This is a genomic window from Pedobacter sp. PLR (assembly GCF_026239675.1).
Lineage (GTDB): Bacteria > Bacteroidota > Bacteroidia > Sphingobacteriales > Sphingobacteriaceae > Pedobacter.
In genome coordinates this window covers 121,314-139,343 of record NZ_JAPIVQ010000009.1, presented here as the reverse complement: position 1 = coordinate 139,343, position 18,030 = coordinate 121,314, and the positions used below count along the sequence as shown (strand labels likewise).

Sequence of the window (18,030 nt, the reverse complement as noted above, 5' to 3'; positions counted from 1 at the left end):
TTTTATTTTTTTAATACTTTACATGAAAACATCTCGTTTCGCAACATCTAAAATGTTATCTCCAGCTTCTGTAATCATTAATTTGATGTTTTCATTAGCGTTATCTATTACATGAACTCTATCTACTTTTTGTCCAACGTTTATGGTTGTTAAACCTTAAGTCTAAGGATGGATTTCCATCTGCGTGAACAACACGAATTGCTGGCTCAAAAACATCTTCCATTCCGGCTCCTATATAGGCATCATTTATGTTCCTTAGTTTGGCATAATTAGCTTTTGGTAATGATTTGCCTAGGTAGCGCTGATATAGTTTTCCATTAATTTCCCCACTAAAAACCAAGCTGGTGTTTTGGGTTTCGATAATAATTACCTGGTTGTTTTGTGCCCATAAATTAGTGGTGTAAAACAAGGAAATGATAAAGAGAATAATTTTTGAATTCATGTGTTTTTTTTGTGATATGAAATAAGCAAATCAAAGGAGTATTTGAATAACCTTTATTATCCAGTTACTCAATTATGTTGGCAAGTTGAAATAAAAAAGCTCATAGTTTGTTCCATGGGCTTTAAGTGCTGGTTTTTCGATTATCAACTGGTTGAAACTGCCAAAATCCCTTTGCATGCTAAATTTGTTTTAAACTATATTGGGCAGGAAGTGATGTTGCCTTTTCAGCCCTCCATACCTTCTCTACCTGATTTTCCATTTCAGATATGGGCAAAGATTGCTGCTAATGTGTATCGCAATATTCACAAACTCCATTTGGGCTACGATAGTGCCCAAGGCTTTCTTCCTTTAAGGGAGGCCGCTGACAGATTACCTGAGGACTAATCGTTCCATCAGCTGTACTGCAGATCAGATTGTGTTGGTTAATGGCTCTAGTCAGGCGATGCACCTTATCGCAGAATTGCTTTTAAAAAAAGAAGACCATTGTTGGATGGAGGATCCTGGTTTTCTAAGAGCAAAATCAGCTTTTGCTCGTTTTGGTGAGCTTACTGCAATTTCGGTTTTGCCATTAACGAAAGTACGGGAAAGCATTGGTAGTGCTTAACGGTATCAGACTGAATAATGGCTTTAGTGATAGTTATATTTATGCGCAGGAAAGTTTATTATTGCTTAAATCTTAGGTTGCGGATCTGTTAAGAAATACTGAGTCTGCTTATGACAGTATTGCTGTAAATTATAGTAAAAAACCTTCCGATAGATTAAGAACTGCTATGCTTAAATATGCGACAAAATTAGGCAAGGACAGTATACTGGTTGATCAGGAAATAGGGGCAATGCGGCATGCTAATGCTGAACCAACCACTAATTTTTCATTTCAAACTTACGAATCCGGGAGTAAAATATCCCTGGAAGACCTTAAAGAAAAAGTAATCTTGCTTACTTTATGGTTTCCGGGATGTGGGCCATGCAGGGCAGAATTCCCGCATCTGGAATCTGTTATTAAGAAATTTAGCACTAATCAGGTTGCATATATTGGAATTAACGGAATGCCTGAACAGGATGATTTTGTGATCCCTTTTATGCGGTCTACTGGTTATTCATTTACAGCACAGTTTGGCCAACCACCGCATTAGCTAGTATTCATTAATTAAACAGCCTAAAAAATGGGATAACGCTGAACCTTCAGACGTTTGGCAGCTACAATAGGCCCCACATTACATTTTTGTTGTTCAGCAAGCATAAACAGTTTGTCCCTGAGCAACTTTTCATCAGCCATTAATGATCTGATCCCGGCTATGATGGCAGCATCCTGCTCAATGAATTCGATCCCAATCGTTACAGCACTTCCTGCCAATAGCTGTTCAATTTGAGTTTTACGGCTTTCCAAAACAGTTTTCAGTTGTTTTCGTCGTTCTAATATCAAATTCAGCTTTGCACTGATCATCTCTGTTTGCTGAAGGTTTTCTCTTTCGATCGTACCAGAAAGTACCCGATCGAAAAGTTTTTTGAAAAACCGCATTTCATCTTCCAGAAAAAGAATATCTGATAACCATTCCTTGTTTTCAAGATATAGTTCCTGAAACTCAGCGGACAATGTCGAATCTATTAGCGTTTCCATATCATTATTATTTATGCTCAAAGATGTGTAAAAGCTATTCTCAAATACATGATTGTGATCAAGGGTTTAATTGATTGTGGTCATCACTCCTTCTTTTTCCTTTTTTCCACTCCTTCTGCAATGTTTCGCTGTAAAAATGTAATCTCAATGGTATTACATCTTACATGATCAGTAATCGGTGTATAAGCGCTGTAAAAATGGAGCTGGATAAGATTGGTTTGGCTTATACTTAACTGGACAACATTTCTCTAATGGAACAGATATAGCAGACAAAATACAACCAAAAAATTTGCGTACCTCAGATCATTAAATTCAAAGCATCACTTGCAATCCTAAATGGATAATCTTCAATTGTTAAAAAATATCATTACAGTTTCCTCGGTACCTGATAAATGGATCAGCTTTTATGCCCTTGAGAATATACAGCTGATCGGAAAGTCTCACTACGAAATATTTCCGGAGATAGGTACGGATTGGAGAAAGATACATAAAGGTTAAACAAAAGTAGCCTTGCAGTTAATGGATGTCAAGTCGTTTGATGAGTGAACTTTCTGTGTGTCAGAATGTTGTGTGTTTATTCGGTGAGTCTGGGGAATTTCAATTTACTCACCGAATCACTCAATTTTATATGTGATTTATTGAATAAATTGTAGTTTTGGATAAAAACAAAAAGCCTGCAATCAATTGATTTGCAGGCTTTTAAGCGTTTTGTTGCTATTTCTGGTGATCCCGCTGGGATTCGAACCCAGGACCACTACATTAAAAGTGTAATGCTCTACCAGCTGAGCTACGGAATCATTTAAGTTCCCTTGTTTTGGGATTGCAAAGGTAGAAAAATAAAATTAAGTTGCTAATTAATTTGGAAAAAAGTTGTGTTAATTTTTAACAAATTCCTGTTTCCTTACATTTATTCAGCTGTATCGCTTTAGTAATCAAATGTTTCTGATTTTTAGAATAGGATAATTATTTTGATATTTATTTTAAGTCAACCCTCAAAACAAAGGAATAAATGCCCTGTCAAGTAATCTTTCCTGGCAAATCTTCTAAAAAACATCGCTAACTGCCCCAAATCCTGTTTTTAAATATATCGAAAGTCTGTCTCATGTGACGATTAAAAATGAGCAACACCACCAAAACAATCAATCCCAAACCAATTCCGGTAAAAATCTCCATATTAGACAACAAAACACCCTGTTTCCTCAGGTTTCCTGTAACCTGCTGCAGGGCCAGTTTACTAGCCTCATCCAGACTAAAGCCTTTGCTTTGAAACTTCTGAACAAAGTTACCCAGCTGTTCCTGAATCTCCGGACGTTCCGGAACGATTATTTCCCTGAATTTGCTATAATGTTTCTGTTCCAAAAATACCTGCGCATTTTGCATCAGACAAAAGCCAATCGTGCTGCCCCAGAATCTACCAGTCACGCCCACGGTGCCGGAAAAAGGGGCAAGCTGCGCCGGAACAGAGGAGACTGTAAAAAGCACCAGTGGAACAAATAAAACGCCCACAGCGACGCCCTGAAGGACGTAAGGAAAGATAATATCCTGCAAAGACACATCAGGGACAAAGAGAAAAGTGAACCATAAATGGTAAATCGCCATCAAACTAAATCCAAGAATGAAAATATACCTGGTCGCCACAGCACGGGAAAGCAGGATTGCCGCAATAAAAATCCCGATAAGGTCACCCAGCGCGTTGAAATATTGAATATTTGCTACCCTGACCGGTTCCCAGTTCCAAACCTTACTCATCGTACTGTGGCAGATATTTAGACTCGCTCTGGAAATATAAAAGAGTACAAATAAGACCAAACCTGTGCGGAGGTTGGCATAGCGGAAAACCTTTAAATCGAAGCAAGGGCGCTTCACCAACAGCTGTCTCACCAGGAATAAACCCGAACTAACCGCTGTAATGGCGGTGGCAAGGATGATCTCAGCTGATTGGAACCAATACTTCTTTTCACCATAGACCAATACAAATGCCCCACAAAGAATTGCGGTATGTACCAATACAAAACTTGCCCAGTCGACCTGGTAAAGTGGGGTTTTCTTATGAAAACGATGTCCGTTAAAAGTGATCAACACCAATGCTACACAAAGAAACTGGAAAAATGCAGAGCCATAGGCCATGTATTTCCAATCGTAATTTTCCAGCAACCAGACCACAATGTTCATGATAAAAGGGGAGGCGATCAGTAAAGTGCCATAAGTCAGGGAAAAGACCACAATAATGGCATTTTTAGACTTAAATCTTGTGAGCAGCAACAGCCTCAAAGGAATCCAGGGTAAGGCCATTAGCACGCCTTCAACCATCCTTAAAATGATAAACAATACATAATCATGTGTATATGCGGAAATGATAAAGGTGAGGGCGGCCAGAAAATAGATGGTCATGAAGTAATTTCGGGTGGGAAAGAACTTGAAAATCCTGCTTTCAATCAGTATAGTGGCCAGAAAAGTGCCATAAGTGATGCTCATCGCATATTGCAAATCCTCGACCTCGACGTCCAGAAAACTGGCGGAGTAAGTCATATTGGAGGTGTACAGTCCTAATAACACCATGGAATGTAGCATACAAAAGATGAGCACGGCTTTTACTGCCCAATCAGGCATCCAGGGCTTAAATACAGTTTGGCTGGCCATGGCTGTTATTTCTGATGGTTAGCAACAACGACCACATTCATCCCTGCTCGTAAAAATTCAGTGTCTTTTGGGGAGCCTGTCAGTCTAATCCGCACGGGAATGCGCTGTTCAATCTTGACAAAATTCCCGGTCGAATTATCCGGAGGAAGCATAGAAAACCTTGCGCCACTTGCCGGAGAGAAGGATTCTACAACCCCATTAAAGACCTGATCGCCACTGGCATCTGCTTTAAAAGTAATTGGCTGCCCGATTACCAGCTGTCCAACCTGAGTTTCCTTATAATTCGCCGTAATCCATTTCTCCTGACTCACCACAGAAACCAGGGTTTGTCCTTCTTTAACCAATTGTCCGGGTTGAATAGTTTTCTTACCCACCCAGCCATCATAAGGTGCGGTTAAAATGGTATAGGAGAGGTATAAGGCCGCATTGTCTACTGCCGCCTTCTTTCCAACGATTACTGTTTCTGCTACCGGTACGCGGGATGAAGCTTCCGAAGTGCTCAAAGCGGTGGATTGTAAAGTATGTAAGATTTCTTCATAATGCGCTTTGGCGGAGTCGTAATTGGCCTTCATCGTTTCCAGCTGCTGTTTCGTAGCGGCATCTTCTTTTAAAAGGGCAGCATAACGCTTATATTCTTCCTCCGCTTTCCAGACCTGTGACTTTGCCGCATCCAGCTGAGATTGCTGTACCGCTGTATTACTTCTGGTGGTCGCTACGTTTCTTTGCAACACGCCAACATGCTCTTTTGCGTTTTCAATTTCGGATAAAGCCATGTCCAGATGGGCCTGGTATTCTCTGTTGTCGATGACGATTAAGGTGTCACCCTTATGTACAAACTGGTTTTCTGTGTATTTTACTTCCTGCACGTAACCGGTAATCCGGGTCACTACAGGGGTCACATATTGATCAATCTGAGCATCATTAGTCTCCTCATTGTTGTTGTAAAAGATGAAAAACCAGATGCCCATGATCAGGCCTCCCGCCGCAATTAAGCCGGCGAGAATAGTAAATAATGTGTGGAAGGGGCCATGCGGTGCAGGCGCTTTTGATGTATTCATTGTAAAGGTAAGGTGCTGATTTATAGTTGTCCTGCTGCGTAACGCAATTCGTAGTGTTTCATTAAAGCATCAATCCGTGTGGATACGACATTGTATTTTGCCTGGAATAGCGCATTGTCTGCGTCCAGCATATCGGTAACCAGTGCCAGCTGATTCAGGTATTTCAGCTTGATGATCCTGTAGTTTTCAGTAGCTTGTCTTTTTGCTTTCTCCGTAACCGGTAGCTGATCCATTATCTCCTGGTACCTGGTGTATTGTTTGAAAACCTCATCGCTGATCTGGTTTTTCAGAATTTCAGTATTTGTCTTTTCTTCTTCAATTCTTTTATCTGCCAGCTTCATTTTGCTTTTGTTCTTGTACAGATTCGACAAACTGAAATTGGCTTCTATACCGATTTTACCAAAGGTATAGCCGTTATCATGTGGCGGAAAGAATAGGTAATTAGGGTAGTTATAACCGTAGGAGCTAAATATAGAAAGCTTTGGATAGTAGTTACTTTTCGCAAGGCGATGGTCCGTCTCAGAAATCTCTTCCTGCTTTTCGGCGATAGCCATTTCTTCTTTTCGGAAACCAGATTGCAGGTAATTAGCATAAGGCATAAGTTGCAGCGTGCTGTTGATTAAAGAATTGGTGTCCAGTTTCAAAACTTGTTCTTCAGGTAATTCCAATAAGGTTTGTAAGTCGTGCAGGCCAATAGCGATGTTTCTTTTGTTAGATAAAAGGCGCAGTTGCATATCTGACAACTGCAATTCTGCCCTGAGCACCTCATTGCCTGTTACCGTTCCATGTGCTTTAAAGGCCCTGACTTCTTTTAAACGGCCTTCTTCTTCCTTAATGTTTTCCAGAATCAGTTTCTGTAATTCCATCAGCTTAAACACGCCCAGATAAGTGGCTACCACTTCAATCTGTATGTCGTTTACCGTCTTCCGGACGTTCAGTGCGCTGATTTCATGTTCCTGCCTGGCTTTCCTGATACTGTATTTAAGCTGTCCGCCAGTGTAGAGGGGCATTATTGCGGAGGAGGTCAGATCTGCCTGTTCCGGTATCGTAGCAGTGACCATTTTGTCGGTCAAGCCATGTTTGTACTCTGTCAGGTCAGTGATTCTGGCATAAGAAGCGTGGAAATTGACATCAGGAAGCCTCATTTCTTCTTTTTCTCTAATTTCCTCTTTCGCAATTTCCTGTTGTACCCTGGATTTATGAACCACTTTGTTGTGTTCGGCGGCCATAATGAGGGCTTGTGGCAGAGTTAAAACTTGTTGCTGTTGTGCTTTAACAGGGATGATGATGGTTCCTGTTAATAGTAGGGTGCCGAGAAAGCTTCTCTGTTGATTTCTCAAGGCACTAAATGATTCCCTTGCAATAAGGGGGAGCTTTTTCATTGTGTAGAATTTTCATTACAAAGTTGCAATCATTTCCCTTGGCTTGATTATCTTTGCTGGTCAAATGTTTATTCATTTCCGCCATGGCTAATATTCATAAAGATTACTATTTAACAGAGGTTGATAAAGCACCGGAAACCATCTATTGCATGCATGACCTCATGGGAGAACAGGATATTTCGGCTCATCAGCACCTTAAAGGACAGTTTCTGTACACAGAAGGTGGAGTGGTTCATGTGAGCACAGCGCAAAAGACGTATTTCTTGCCTGCGAGGCACTATATGTGGATTCCGCCAGGAGTAGTGCACAGCATTCATCCAAGTTCTGCCGATGTAACCATGAGGAACCTTTATTTTCCGGTGGAGGCCGATGAAAACCCATTTTATGCACAAAAAGGCATTTATCCGGTCAATGATTTATTGTTGCAAATGATCATATTCAGCAACCGATGGAGTGGAGATATCGACCAGACCGACAAAAGTTCTTATCGCTTTGCATTGGCCTTAAAGGCAATTTTACCAGAGGTGAGTTTGTATAAATTGCCTTTAGCACTCCCTTATGCGAAGGACAAACGACTGGCTTCAGTCATTAACTTTATGGGAGAAAACTTATCGGAGGCCATCGTTTTCCCTGCATTAGCAACCAAATTTGGCCTGAGTGAAAGAAGTCTTTCCCGTCTTTTTCAAGGGGATGTAGGCATGTCGTTTATCCAATACCTCACCATTCAAAGAATGATGCTTGCGGTACAGCTGTTGTTGGAGGATAAGATGTCGGTGAAGGAAGTTGCCTCGATGGTCGGTTACAACAGCATTCCTACTTTCAGCACTACTTTTTATAAAACACTGGGGGTTAGGCCATCGGAATATGTGAAAATGAAAGGGGTGCTGGGCTTAGATACTATGCTGGCATAATAAGATATGCAATTGGCCGGAAAGGATACCTTTTGGCTGATTATTGCGGATAGATTTGTGTTTTAAACCAAATGTATGTACGCAGATAGAATACTGAGGGAGGAATTAATTTCCAGAATAATGACCTCAGAAGAGGCCGCACAGCTCTTTAAAGATAAGATGGTGGTGGCTTCCAGTGGATTCACCAAGGCCGGCGACAGTAAAGCCGTATTAGCTGCACTTGCAGAACGCGCAAAGACAGAGCCCCTTAAAATCACATTAATGACGGGTGCTTCTCTGGGGCATGGTACCGATGGGGCTTTGGCCGAAGCAGATGCGCTTTCTTTACGCTTTCCTTTCCAGGTAGATCCTATTTTGCGAAAGGCAATTAACAAAGGAGAAGTCTTGTTTATCGACCAGCATTTGGGGGAAACAGTAACGCTTTTGAAATCAAATCATTTTCCTGAAATTGATATTGCAGTGTTGGAAGCAACGCGGATTGAAGCCGACGGAAGTATCATACCGACCACATCTGTAGGCAATTCGGCCTCTTTTGCTGCACTGGCAGATCAGGTCATTATTGAGGTCAATATGGCCGTTCCTTTTTCTGTTTGCGGCTTGCATGATATCTTTTCTGCGGGAGAGTATCCGAACCGTTGCGAGATCCCGATTGTATCAGTTGCAGATCGTGTAGGTCGTGCTTCTATTTACATAGATCCTAAAAAGATTGTAGGAGTGGTGATCACCAATAAAACCGATAGTCCGGCGGAAATTGCTCCTCCGGATGAGGCAACTAAAGCAATCGCCAAACATCTTGTGCGCTTCTTTTCAGCAGAGGTAGAGAAAGGAAATCTGACTAAATCATTACTTCCCTTACAAGCGGGTATTGGCAAGGTAGCCAATGCAGTACTTCATGGATTTATGGATGGCGACTTTGAAAACCTGACCATGTATTCTGAAGTTTTGCAAGACAGTACCTTCGACTTACTGGACTCCGGGAAAATGACTTTTGCTTCCGGATCATCGATCACGGTTTCAGAAGAATACTATGAAAAGATATTCAATAATTTTGAACAATATAAGGACAAGATAGTCCTGCGTCCGCAGGAAATCAGCAATGCCGGAGAGGTGATTCGTCGCCTTGGGATCATTACCATCAACACGGCATTGGAATGTGACATCTATGGTAACGTGAACTCCACCCATGTGGCCGGAACGAATATGATGAATGGAATAGGGGGCTCCGGCGATTTCGCCCGTAATGCTTACCTGAGTATTTTTGTGACGCAATCTTCTGCCAAAGCAGATACCATCTCACGGATTGTTCCTATGGTTTCCCATGTTGACCATACGGAGCATGATGTGGATGTGATTGTAACGGAGCAGGGATTGGCAGATTTACGGGGTTTGGCGCCCAGACAACGTGCTAAAGTGGTGATAGAAAACTGTGCCCATCCGGATTACAGCGCAGAGTTGCTGGATTATTATGAAAGGGCCTGTGTGCGCGGCGGACAAACACCTCATCTGTTAGAAGAGGCATTCTCCTGGTATGGCCGTCTACGTGAAAATGGTACGATGAAGAAGTTTGCAGATTAAAGATCTGCAAACTCCCATGCGCTTTGGTAAGCATTAACTTCTTCGGCATAGCCGATGAAATCTGCGTAAAATGGAAGGCGGGATAAGGTCGCACTGTCGCCGATAACCACGAGTTTTTTTCGGGCTCTGGTCATGGCTACATTCATCCTTCGGATATCCGAGAGGAAGCCGATACTGCCTTCATTATTACTTCTGGTCATGCTGATATAGACCATATCGCGTTCTTGTCCCTGAAAACTATCAATAGTATTCACCGTAATTTTGTCTGCATAGACCATCAGTTCCGGCGAATGCAGCATCAATTCCTTCATTAGTAAAATCTGCTGTTTATAAGGCGAGATCACTGCGATGGTAGGGAAATGCTCTGGTGTATAATGACTGCCGAGTGTGGTAACGAGTTGCGTAAGGTGCTTGAACAAGAAGGCCGCTTCCTCCGGATTAGTGGTGCTGGTGCCTTCAGATTTCTCTTCAAAGCCACAACCCGCTGTATCTACAAATGCCAATGGCGCTTCTTCTAAAAACAACACGTGTTTCGCCACAGAATCATGTGCTTTCAATTTGTTTTCATAAAACACCTTAGATGAATAACTCATGATGGTTTCATTCATTCGGTATTGCTCTTCTAAAAGCGTCACTGCTTCCGGGTGTAAAGCGGTAGTTTTCTCTAATAAAGTAGTGCTTAGGCCAGCTCTTGCGGCTTCGTTGGACTTTATCGTTGGAGATAGCTGACAATGGTCACCGGCAAAGATGACTTTCTGTGCTTTCAGGATAGGAATCCAGCAGGCAGGCTCTAAAGCTTGTCCGGCTTCATCAATTACTACGGTATGGAATTTAAGTCCACGAATGGTATAATGGTTGGCGCCAACGAGTGTAGCGGTCACCACCTGCGCTTTACCAAGCAGATCATCGATCATGTATTGCTCGGTATTGCCCACTTCCTTCATGATTTTATGTGCCTCATCAAAGAGTGCTTTGCGCTGTTCTTTTTCCGCACGGCCGAAATTCCGCTTGTATTTATGGGCCATATTTTTATACTCATTGGCCTGTTTCTTTAATGCGCGGATTTGTTTCATACTGTCGTGCTCCGACAGCTTTCCATCTAATGTTAAGGACAATAGTTTTTCTGATACCCTTGCCGGATTTCCAACACGCAATACGTTTAAACCTTCTTCATCCAGCTTTTCTGTAAGTAAGTCTACAGCGGTATTGCTGGGCGCTACAACAAGGATCTGTTGGTGATCTTGTTTGATTAATGCTTTTATAGCCTGTACCAGGGTAGTTGTCTTTCCTGTTCCGGGAGGACCATGAACAATGGCCAGTTCCTGTGCAGCAAGAATCTTATCTACTGCCTGTTGTTGTACGGGATTTAATTTTGGAATGGTATAATGAGGTGCCTGATTAGAAAAAGTGGGACTGGCCTGACCGGTCAGTATTCTGATCAACCGGCTGTCTTCTGATTTTTCTAATCCCGAAGAAGCCTGTTTCAGGGCATTTTGCATTTCATCATAGCTGTTATTGTCGAACAATACATCTATACCCAGCTTGCCGTCACGGGTCCAGTCCGGCAATTCGTCCGTCTTTAAAGTGATCTTTAAGCGGTTGCCACTTTGATGGGTAATGGTGCCTTCCACACGATCTTTAGGGTCATGATTCGAGAACAATACCGCCGAAGCGCCAAAGCGAAGCTGGTGCGAAAGGTCCTGATGCGTAGTGCGTTCTACCTCTACAGTTAAATAATCACCACGGCTCATTTCTGAACCTCTGATGGCTATTGGATACCAGGATAATCCGTTTGCTCTACGGGTAGTTACAGAAGAAGATTCTGTTAATTTTAAGTAAGACCTTAAGTCTTCTTCGCGTTCAATCTTTAATAACTCAAGGAGTTTTTTGAAATATTCCAAAAGGGATAGGGGGTTATGCTAATTGTTTTTCCATGATATAATCTTCCATTAAGAAGCCATCGCCAATGTCGATATTCTCTTCTCCGACTAGTTCAAAGCCTATGTTTTTGTAAAACTGGAATGCTGAATTGTCGCGGTTTACGTTCAGGGACAAGGCGGTATTCTTGTTGTCTTTGGCAATTTCTGAGATGGTTTTCATCAGTAATTTACCAACACCTTTGCCCTGAGCTTCAGGAAGTAAATAGATTTTGTGGATTTTTGTTTTCGGTAAACCTTTATAGTTCAGTTCATAAGAGGCATATCCTAAGTAATTCGTTGCATCCTTTACCAGTAAGAAATGATGGCCTTTTTGAGCTACCTGTTCTGTTAAAGCAGCTGTGCTGTACATCATTTCAAGCATATAGCTGATCTGCTGAGGGGATAAGATGGCACCAAATGTAGCTGGCCATGTTCGATTGGCGATCTTCTGGATCACCTGGAAATCATTTGCTGTGGCAGTATAAATGTTAAGCATAGGTTCTAATATGTCGCTCCTTGTACAGAGCTGTTAGCGTTAAAAAATCACGAAAGCTTATAAATGTATTTAGAAAGAATTATCTTAACAACTAATCGTTCAAAAATGATAGAAGGTTAACAATGGTTGAATCGGGTGGCTGAAAAATTTGATACCTTTATCCCATTAAAAAGAAAACTATATGAATACTGAAAAAGCCATTCTCGCAGGCGGTTGCTTTTGGGGTGTAGAAGAATTGTTTCGCCACCAGCCAGGTGTGATTTCTACGGTAGTAGGATATACCGGAGGCGATGTTCCCAATGCAACTTACCAAAATCATGGAACGCATGCCGAAGGAATAGAGATTGTATTTGATCCGACTATATTAACATACCGTGGTCTTTTGGAGTATTTCTTTCAGATTCACGATCCTACAACCAAAAACAGACAAGGAAACGATATCGGTACCTCTTACCGTTCAGCAATCTTTTTTGTGGATGAAGTACAGCAGGAAACGGCAAAAGCTTTAATCGCAGAACTGGAAGCTTCTGGCAAATGGCCGGGGAAATTTGTAACGGAAATTGTTCCTGAAACTGATTTCTGGATTGCAGAAGTGGATCATCAGGATTATTTGCAAAAGGTGCCTTATGGTTACACCTGCCATTTTGAGCGTCCTGACTGGAAGTTAAGTTAGTTAGAAATTAAGCCAATACTGATTATATCTTTTGATCAGGGGGATTATTGAATAGGGCTTGCAGTGTTTTGCTGACCGAAGGTTTGCTGATATCAACCAGGGTATATTGATCCAGGTATTGGTACAACGCATTTTGAGCCCCATTCAATATACCTTTTAGTCCGCAGTTTCCGGCAAGGATACACAGCGGGCTTTCGCAATTGATCAGTTCTTCATCTTGTTCCAGCAGGCGAACCAGCTTGCCAATCCTGTACGTTTCCGCCGAGTCGAACAGGCGTAAACCGCCTCCTCTGCCTCTTTGGGCATCAATAATGTTTTGATTGGAAAGAAACTGAACCACTTTAACCAGGTGATTTCTGGAGATTCCGAACTGGTCTGCCAGCTCAGTAATGGTCGTTGCCGGCAGGTGTGCTGGCTTGCAACTCATATACATCAGGATTCTCAATCCATAATCGGTAAATTGGTTCAGTTTCATTTTATAGCAATTAATTCATTTGAATCGTTTGTGGGCCAAATTCTTCAAAGAATAACTTCTTACGATCTACGCCTAAAGCAGACAGGTCGTTCATTGTTTTTTCAATAAAAGGTTTGGGGCCGCAAAGATAGTATTCTGCTTCCGGTATCAGGAGCATTTCGCTGATTTCAGCAACATCCAATCGCCCTGCGCGACTATCTTTTGACAACGGACTCTCCTTTGAAGCAGGTTCCATGTTTTCATAGAAAACAATATGTTCAAACCAATCGTGTTCTGCCTGCCATGCATTGATCTGTTCGCGGAAGGCATGAACGCTTTCCGAGCGACAAGCATGTGCCCATTTCACCTGGCGCTGCTGATCTGATTTAGTCAGGAAATCCAGAATAGAAACGAATGGTGTTTGGCCTACACCGCCGCTTAAAAGCACTAATGGCGTAGTTTGCGTGGTGTTCAATACAAAATCTCCGGCAGGAGTAGTTGCTTCAATTACAGCACCTTCCTCAAGCTGATCATGTAGGTAGTTAGAGACCGTTCCACTTTCTTTCTGCTCATTACCAGGTTCTCTTTTTACTGAAATGCGGTAATAGGCAGAATTTGGTGCAGAAGAGATGCTATACTGACGAGGCTGGTAAATTCCTAAGGCAGTCACAAATACTTTAATGCTTAAATATTGACCTGGTTGATGTTCCGTTACTTCTAATCCATCTTCCGGACGTAAATAAAAGGAGGTAATTTCATCAGATTCAGGTACTTTTTTATCAATAATGAATTTTCTCCAGCCTGTCCATGCGCCTTTGGCAGCCGCTTTTTGTAGGTATATTGATTTTTCAAGATTGATCATTAAGTCGGCCAGTTGAGCATAGGCTTTAGCCCAGGCGGTAATCAAATCAGGTGTTGCTGCATCACCAAGAACTTCCCCGATGGAAGCCAGTAAGTGTTTTCCTACGATATCGTATTGTTCAGCGGTGATTTGTAAACTGGTATGTTTGTCACCGATTCTCTGAAGCACGGGTAGGAGTACGCCTGGATTTTCAATATTCTCCGCATAAGCAAGAACGGCAAGTGCCAATGCAGTTTGCTGCGTTCCGTTTTGCTGATTCCCCATGTTGAAGGTATTCCTTAATTCCGGGTTATGTTGGAACATTCTTTTATAAAAATGTTGCGTTAATAATAAACCGTGTTCTCTTAAAATTGGGACTGTGGCCTTGATCAAGCCTATTTCTGTTGTACTAAGCATAGTGGTTTTTTAAAGTTGCATCAAAAATACAACTTTAAAACTGAGAGACTAATAATGAGAAGCTTTTTTCAGGATATTACATTTTACTGATAATAGGGGCAACGAAAAATTTTGTCGTAATTACCCCCTGTTATTGTCCGGTACAGCATCGATGCGAACCTCTGAAACGTTTAAATTTGAATTGTAGAATTAACTGAATATATTAGGTGCTGTATTTAACCAGCACTAATAAAACCCTAAAAACATAACCATGGCCACCATTAATCCTTATTTAAACTTCCTTGGAAATACGGAAGAAGCATTCAACTTTTATAAATCTGTGTTCGGCGGAGAGTTTGCGATGATTCAGCGTTTTAAAGACACTCCTCACGGAGATAATATGTCTGCAGAAGATAAAGAAAAGATCATGCACATTGCGTTTCCGATTGGCAGTGGAAACGTCCTGATGGGTACTGATGTACTTCCGGCGATGGGTCAGAAGCTCAATGTAGGAGATAATTTTTCGATTAGCATCAATGCAGATAGCGAAGCGGAAGCTGAGCGTCTTTTTGCCGGGCTTTCTCCGGGAGCGAATGTAGTGATGCCATTAGAAAAAGCTTTTTGGGGAGCCTATTTTGGAATGCTGACTGATAAATTTGGTATTCAATGGATGGTGAATTTTGATTATAATCAAAAATAGAACTCAACAACAAATAGCGTCTTTAAACATGAAAAGGCGCTATTTGTTATTTTAATCCATTACTAAAAGCAATTTCTTTTTCTAATCGCCTCGCGATCTGCTCAACCTCTTCTGAGCTATATACTAGCTTTCCTTCTTTGTTAATCAGGAAATGGGTAGGATAAGCCTCTACATTAAGCTGATCGCGCATATACGCTTCCTGCCCTGGAACGGTAGCGTAATCGAATTTTGTTTTACTTAAAAATCGTTGTAATTCCTTTTTATCATTTATGGCCAGGCTGATAAATAAGATGTCTTTGCTTATGATGTTGGGCAGCATCGCTGAATTGCTTAATTTAGGCCATTGAATTATAGCAAGCATACCTCATGAATAGATTGAAATTAGGCTGGATAGGTCTTGGAAATATGGGCACCCCAATGGTAAAGAATTTACTAAAGGCTGGGTTTGAAGTGGTCGTTTTTAACCGTACCAAACAAAAAGAAGAAGAATTGATCGCCAATGGCGCTACAAATGCTTTAAATCCGCAATCATTACTGGAAACCTGCGATATCGTCTTTACGATGTTGGCCGATGACCAGGCAGTGAAAGCAGTTTTTGAAGGAGATCAAGGTTTATTAACCAAAGCTGCTGAAGGTAAAATGATCATTGATATGAGTACGGTTTCACCGGATACTTCGAGATATTTGTCTGAAGCCTGCGAAAAGGCTGGCATAGATTTTCTGGAAGCACCGGTATCCGGCAGTGTAAAGCCTGCACAAGATGGTACGTTGATCATCCTTGTTGGTGGAGCTACCAAAGCCTACGAAAAAGCAAAACCTGCTTTTGAAGCTTTAGGAAAGCTGTCTATCCATGTTGGAGGGGCAGGAGTAGGCAGTTCTGCTAAACTGGCCATCAATTATCTGCTGGGACTAAACTTACAGGGACTTGCAGAAACGGTACTTTTTGCCGAAAAAAATGGAGTTAGCAAAAGTGATATGCTGACCATTATTAATGAAGGCGCCTGTGGAAATGGCATCACAAAACTTAAAACACCATCGATCTTAAATGAGGAATATCCTGCTGCTTTCGCATTGAAACATCTGGTTAAAGATCTTAGACTGGCTAAAGAAGCAGGTTTAGAGGCTCCGTTAATTGATCCTTTATTCAATAGTTTTCAGCAGGCACAACAAGAAGGCTTTGGTGAAGAAGATGTAATGGCGGTGATCAAATCACTGGCTAAAAAATAGTTTTATTGCAGCCAGATGTCGTAATATGAAAAATTAACGGACACAATAGCATTAGAGCAAAGCAGAATTGTTTCCTGCATAGGTAGGGAATACATGAATAGAACAACGCAAGATGACTAGAAACAGCAATGAATTATCCTCAGGCAAAGTTCAGCTTGATTATTATCGGCAAAGCTGGAATTTGCAAGAGGATGGGGACGCTTTTTCGACAAATTCCAGTTTGTTGCAACCTGTACTTTATGAGGGGATTCCCGCAATGCTCAAAATCCCAATAGCGGAGGAAGAACGTCGGGCTTCCTTTTTGATGGTACATTGGGCTGGGAATGGCGCGGTAAGGGTTTTACAACATTCCAGGGATGCCTTACTGATGGAAAGAGCATCTGGCCAGCGTTCTTTAGGGAAAATGGTGTTGGATGGTGCAGATGATGAAGCCAGCAGGATCATTTGTGGGGTTGTAGCTAAGCTACACGAGGCAGTAGTTTTACCAACGTTAGCCCTCATTCCTTTACCAGAATGGTTTAAATCTCTTTTTTTTGCCGGTGATCAACTTGGTGGAGTTTTTAGCCAATGTGCTGAGATCGCCAGGTTCCTTTTAAAAGATCCAATAGATGAGGTGGTTTTACATGGAGATATTCATCATGGAAATATATTAGATGGAGGTGATTTAGGTTGGCTGGCTATAGATCCGAAAGCGCTTTATGGAGAACGTGGATTTGATTATGCCAATCTGTTTTGTAATCCTGAAATGACTATTGCTATTCAACAGGGTCGATTGGCTCAGCAAGTAAAGGTAGTTTCTAAAGCGGCGAACCTGGATCCTAAACGACTTTTACAATGGATCATTGCCTGGTCCGGACTTTCTGCATCCTGGATGTTGGAAGATGCCATGCGAATTGATCAAAAACTGATGCTTCTTGAAATTGCTTTGTCGGAGTTGGACGGCTGTTAAAGAATGAGATACGGGAATTAGCGCTATAGTTTAGCTAAACACCAACAAAAAAAGGAAGGGAGCTTACGCGACCTTCCTTTTTCAGATTACCTAAGTACAACCTGGTAATTCTTATATCCTTAATGGTTAAGTATTAGTTTTTAGGCTGTACTCTACCTGATTTTCTATCCTGACCTCTACCAATCACATATCCGGTTCCTGCACCAACAACACCACCGATAATGGCACCTCTAGCATTGTTTTTGTCTACCAGAATACCACCGATAGCTCCGGCACCAGCACCAATTGCGGCACCTTTAGCAGCCTGGCTCCATCCTTTTTTCTTAGCAGGGGTAGCTACTGTATTAGATGAAGATGACGAAGAATTAGACCTTCTTTCGGCAGCATCATTACGCTCAGCTAAAAGAAGTGTTCTTTTTTCTTCTCTTATACGTGCAGTTTTGATTTCTTCCTCTTTTACCTGAGCAATTCTTTCTTTTTCAACTGCGTCAGCTCTTTTGAAACTATCCAATCTCAGACTATCTTTTACAGCAACAATCGCTTGTTGTTTGATCATCGCTTCTTCTTTGGCATTATTTGAACATGCAGATAATAAAATCGCTAATGCCGCTACTGAAAATATCTTTTTCATAATTTTGAATATTGTTTACATCTGGTAACCTGTAAAAATGATGCCAAACTCTTTGTTTTTCGGGTAAAACTCAAGATAAAGTAGCTAAAATGTTACGAATAAATGTCGCTTTTAACCT

Annotated in this window: 19 protein-coding genes and 1 tRNA gene; 8 read left to right on the top strand and 12 right to left on the bottom strand. The window is 41.6% G+C overall.

Going from position 1 to position 18,030, the window contains the following annotated elements; translation table 11 throughout:
* Positions 1 to 118: 118 nt before the first annotated feature.
* Positions 119 to 442, bottom strand: a complete 324-nt coding sequence (locus OQX61_RS21020) for a hypothetical protein (RefSeq protein WP_265843781.1) — start codon at positions 440 to 442, stop codon at positions 119 to 121.
* A 42-nt stretch (positions 443 to 484) separates the two neighbouring features.
* Here OQX61_RS21020 and OQX61_RS21015 point away from each other — a divergent pair, with 42 nt between their 5' ends.
* Positions 485 to 826 (top strand): hypothetical protein, encoded by a 342-nt coding sequence (locus tag OQX61_RS21015; protein WP_265843780.1) that lies wholly within the window; start codon positions 485 to 487, stop codon positions 824 to 826.
* Between the two features lie 386 nt (positions 827 to 1,212).
* The gene (locus tag OQX61_RS21010) at positions 1,213 to 1,575 is read left to right on the top strand and encodes a TlpA disulfide reductase family protein (protein WP_265843779.1); all 363 of its coding nucleotides are present in this window, start codon (positions 1,213 to 1,215) and stop codon (positions 1,573 to 1,575) included.
* A 23-nt stretch (positions 1,576 to 1,598) separates the two neighbouring features.
* Here the strand turns inward: OQX61_RS21010 and OQX61_RS21005 are convergent, their stop codons facing one another.
* From OQX61_RS21005 to OQX61_RS20985, 5 genes are all read right to left on the bottom strand, one after another.
* Positions 1,599 to 2,060 (bottom strand): hypothetical protein, encoded by a 462-nt coding sequence (locus OQX61_RS21005; RefSeq protein WP_265843778.1) that lies wholly within the window; start codon positions 2,058 to 2,060, stop codon positions 1,599 to 1,601.
* Positions 2,061 to 2,781: 721 nt separating this feature from the next.
* Positions 2,782 to 2,857, bottom strand: a tRNA-Lys gene (locus OQX61_RS21000).
* A gap of 259 nt (positions 2,858 to 3,116) precedes the next feature.
* Positions 3,117 to 4,700 (bottom strand): MFS transporter, encoded by a 1,584-nt coding sequence (locus OQX61_RS20995; protein ID WP_265843777.1) that lies wholly within the window; start codon positions 4,698 to 4,700, stop codon positions 3,117 to 3,119.
* Positions 4,701 to 4,705: 5 nt separating this feature from the next.
* Positions 4,706 to 5,758: an HlyD family secretion protein gene (locus tag OQX61_RS20990; protein WP_265843776.1), complete on the bottom strand. Its 1,053-nt coding sequence runs from the start codon at positions 5,756 to 5,758 to the stop codon at positions 4,706 to 4,708.
* Between the two features lie 20 nt (positions 5,759 to 5,778).
* Positions 5,779 to 7,140, bottom strand: a complete 1,362-nt coding sequence (locus tag OQX61_RS20985; protein ID WP_265843775.1) for a TolC family protein — start codon at positions 7,138 to 7,140, stop codon at positions 5,779 to 5,781.
* Positions 7,141 to 7,223: 83 nt separating this feature from the next.
* Here OQX61_RS20985 and OQX61_RS20980 point away from each other — a divergent pair, with 83 nt between their 5' ends.
* Positions 7,224 to 8,051: a helix-turn-helix transcriptional regulator gene (locus tag OQX61_RS20980; RefSeq protein WP_265843774.1), complete on the top strand. Its 828-nt coding sequence runs from the start codon at positions 7,224 to 7,226 to the stop codon at positions 8,049 to 8,051.
* 75 nt (positions 8,052 to 8,126) lie between these two features.
* Complete coding sequence (locus tag OQX61_RS20975) at positions 8,127 to 9,626, top strand: acetyl-CoA hydrolase/transferase family protein (RefSeq protein ID WP_265843773.1); 1,500 nt, start codon at positions 8,127 to 8,129, stop codon at positions 9,624 to 9,626.
* On the opposite strand, the gene OQX61_RS20970 is transcribed toward OQX61_RS20975, so the two are convergent.
* Together OQX61_RS20970 and OQX61_RS20965 are read right to left on the bottom strand one after the other, a co-directional pair.
* On the bottom strand, positions 9,623 to 11,527 hold the full coding sequence (locus OQX61_RS20970; protein ID WP_265843772.1) for an AAA domain-containing protein: 1,905 nt from the start codon (positions 11,525 to 11,527) through the stop codon (positions 9,623 to 9,625). The genes OQX61_RS20975 and OQX61_RS20970 overlap by 4 nt on opposite strands.
* 13 nt (positions 11,528 to 11,540) lie before the next feature.
* Positions 11,541 to 12,041 (bottom strand): GNAT family N-acetyltransferase, encoded by a 501-nt coding sequence (locus tag OQX61_RS20965; protein WP_265843771.1) that lies wholly within the window; start codon positions 12,039 to 12,041, stop codon positions 11,541 to 11,543.
* A gap of 181 nt (positions 12,042 to 12,222) precedes the next feature.
* On the opposite strand from OQX61_RS20965, the gene msrA reads away from it, so the two are divergent.
* Positions 12,223 to 12,714: a peptide-methionine (S)-S-oxide reductase MsrA gene (gene msrA, locus OQX61_RS20960; RefSeq protein ID WP_265843770.1), complete on the top strand. Its 492-nt coding sequence runs from the start codon at positions 12,223 to 12,225 to the stop codon at positions 12,712 to 12,714.
* A gap of 22 nt (positions 12,715 to 12,736) precedes the next feature.
* Here the strand turns inward: msrA and OQX61_RS20955 are convergent, their stop codons facing one another.
* Both OQX61_RS20955 and hmpA read right to left on the bottom strand, forming a co-directional pair.
* Positions 12,737 to 13,189 (bottom strand): Rrf2 family transcriptional regulator, encoded by a 453-nt coding sequence (locus OQX61_RS20955; RefSeq protein ID WP_265843769.1) that lies wholly within the window; start codon positions 13,187 to 13,189, stop codon positions 12,737 to 12,739.
* A 10-nt stretch (positions 13,190 to 13,199) separates the two neighbouring features.
* Positions 13,200 to 14,426, bottom strand: coding sequence for an NO-inducible flavohemoprotein (gene hmpA, locus OQX61_RS20950; protein ID WP_265843768.1), 1,227 nt, complete (start codon positions 14,424 to 14,426; stop codon positions 13,200 to 13,202).
* Between the two features lie 250 nt (positions 14,427 to 14,676).
* On the opposite strand from hmpA, the gene OQX61_RS20945 reads away from it, so the two are divergent.
* On the top strand, positions 14,677 to 15,105 hold the full coding sequence (locus OQX61_RS20945) for a VOC family protein (protein ID WP_265843767.1): 429 nt from the start codon (positions 14,677 to 14,679) through the stop codon (positions 15,103 to 15,105).
* 46 nt (positions 15,106 to 15,151) lie between these two features.
* On the opposite strand, the gene OQX61_RS20940 is transcribed toward OQX61_RS20945, so the two are convergent.
* Entirely contained in the window at positions 15,152 to 15,466 is a 315-nt protein-coding gene (locus OQX61_RS20940) for a hypothetical protein (RefSeq protein ID WP_265843766.1), read from the bottom strand.
* A 5-nt stretch (positions 15,467 to 15,471) separates the two neighbouring features.
* Here OQX61_RS20940 and OQX61_RS20935 point away from each other — a divergent pair, with 5 nt between their 5' ends.
* Both OQX61_RS20935 and OQX61_RS20930 read left to right on the top strand, forming a co-directional pair.
* Positions 15,472 to 16,332, top strand: a complete 861-nt coding sequence (locus OQX61_RS20935) for an NAD(P)-dependent oxidoreductase (RefSeq protein WP_265843765.1) — start codon at positions 15,472 to 15,474, stop codon at positions 16,330 to 16,332.
* A gap of 112 nt (positions 16,333 to 16,444) precedes the next feature.
* Complete coding sequence (locus tag OQX61_RS20930; RefSeq protein ID WP_265843764.1) at positions 16,445 to 17,281, top strand: aminoglycoside phosphotransferase family protein; 837 nt, start codon at positions 16,445 to 16,447, stop codon at positions 17,279 to 17,281.
* Between the two features lie 133 nt (positions 17,282 to 17,414).
* Here OQX61_RS20930 and OQX61_RS20925 read toward each other — a convergent pair whose 3' ends face one another.
* Entirely contained in the window at positions 17,415 to 17,912 is a 498-nt protein-coding gene (locus tag OQX61_RS20925; protein WP_265843763.1) for a YMGG-like glycine zipper-containing protein, read from the bottom strand.
* Positions 17,913 to 18,030 lie beyond the last annotated feature (118 nt).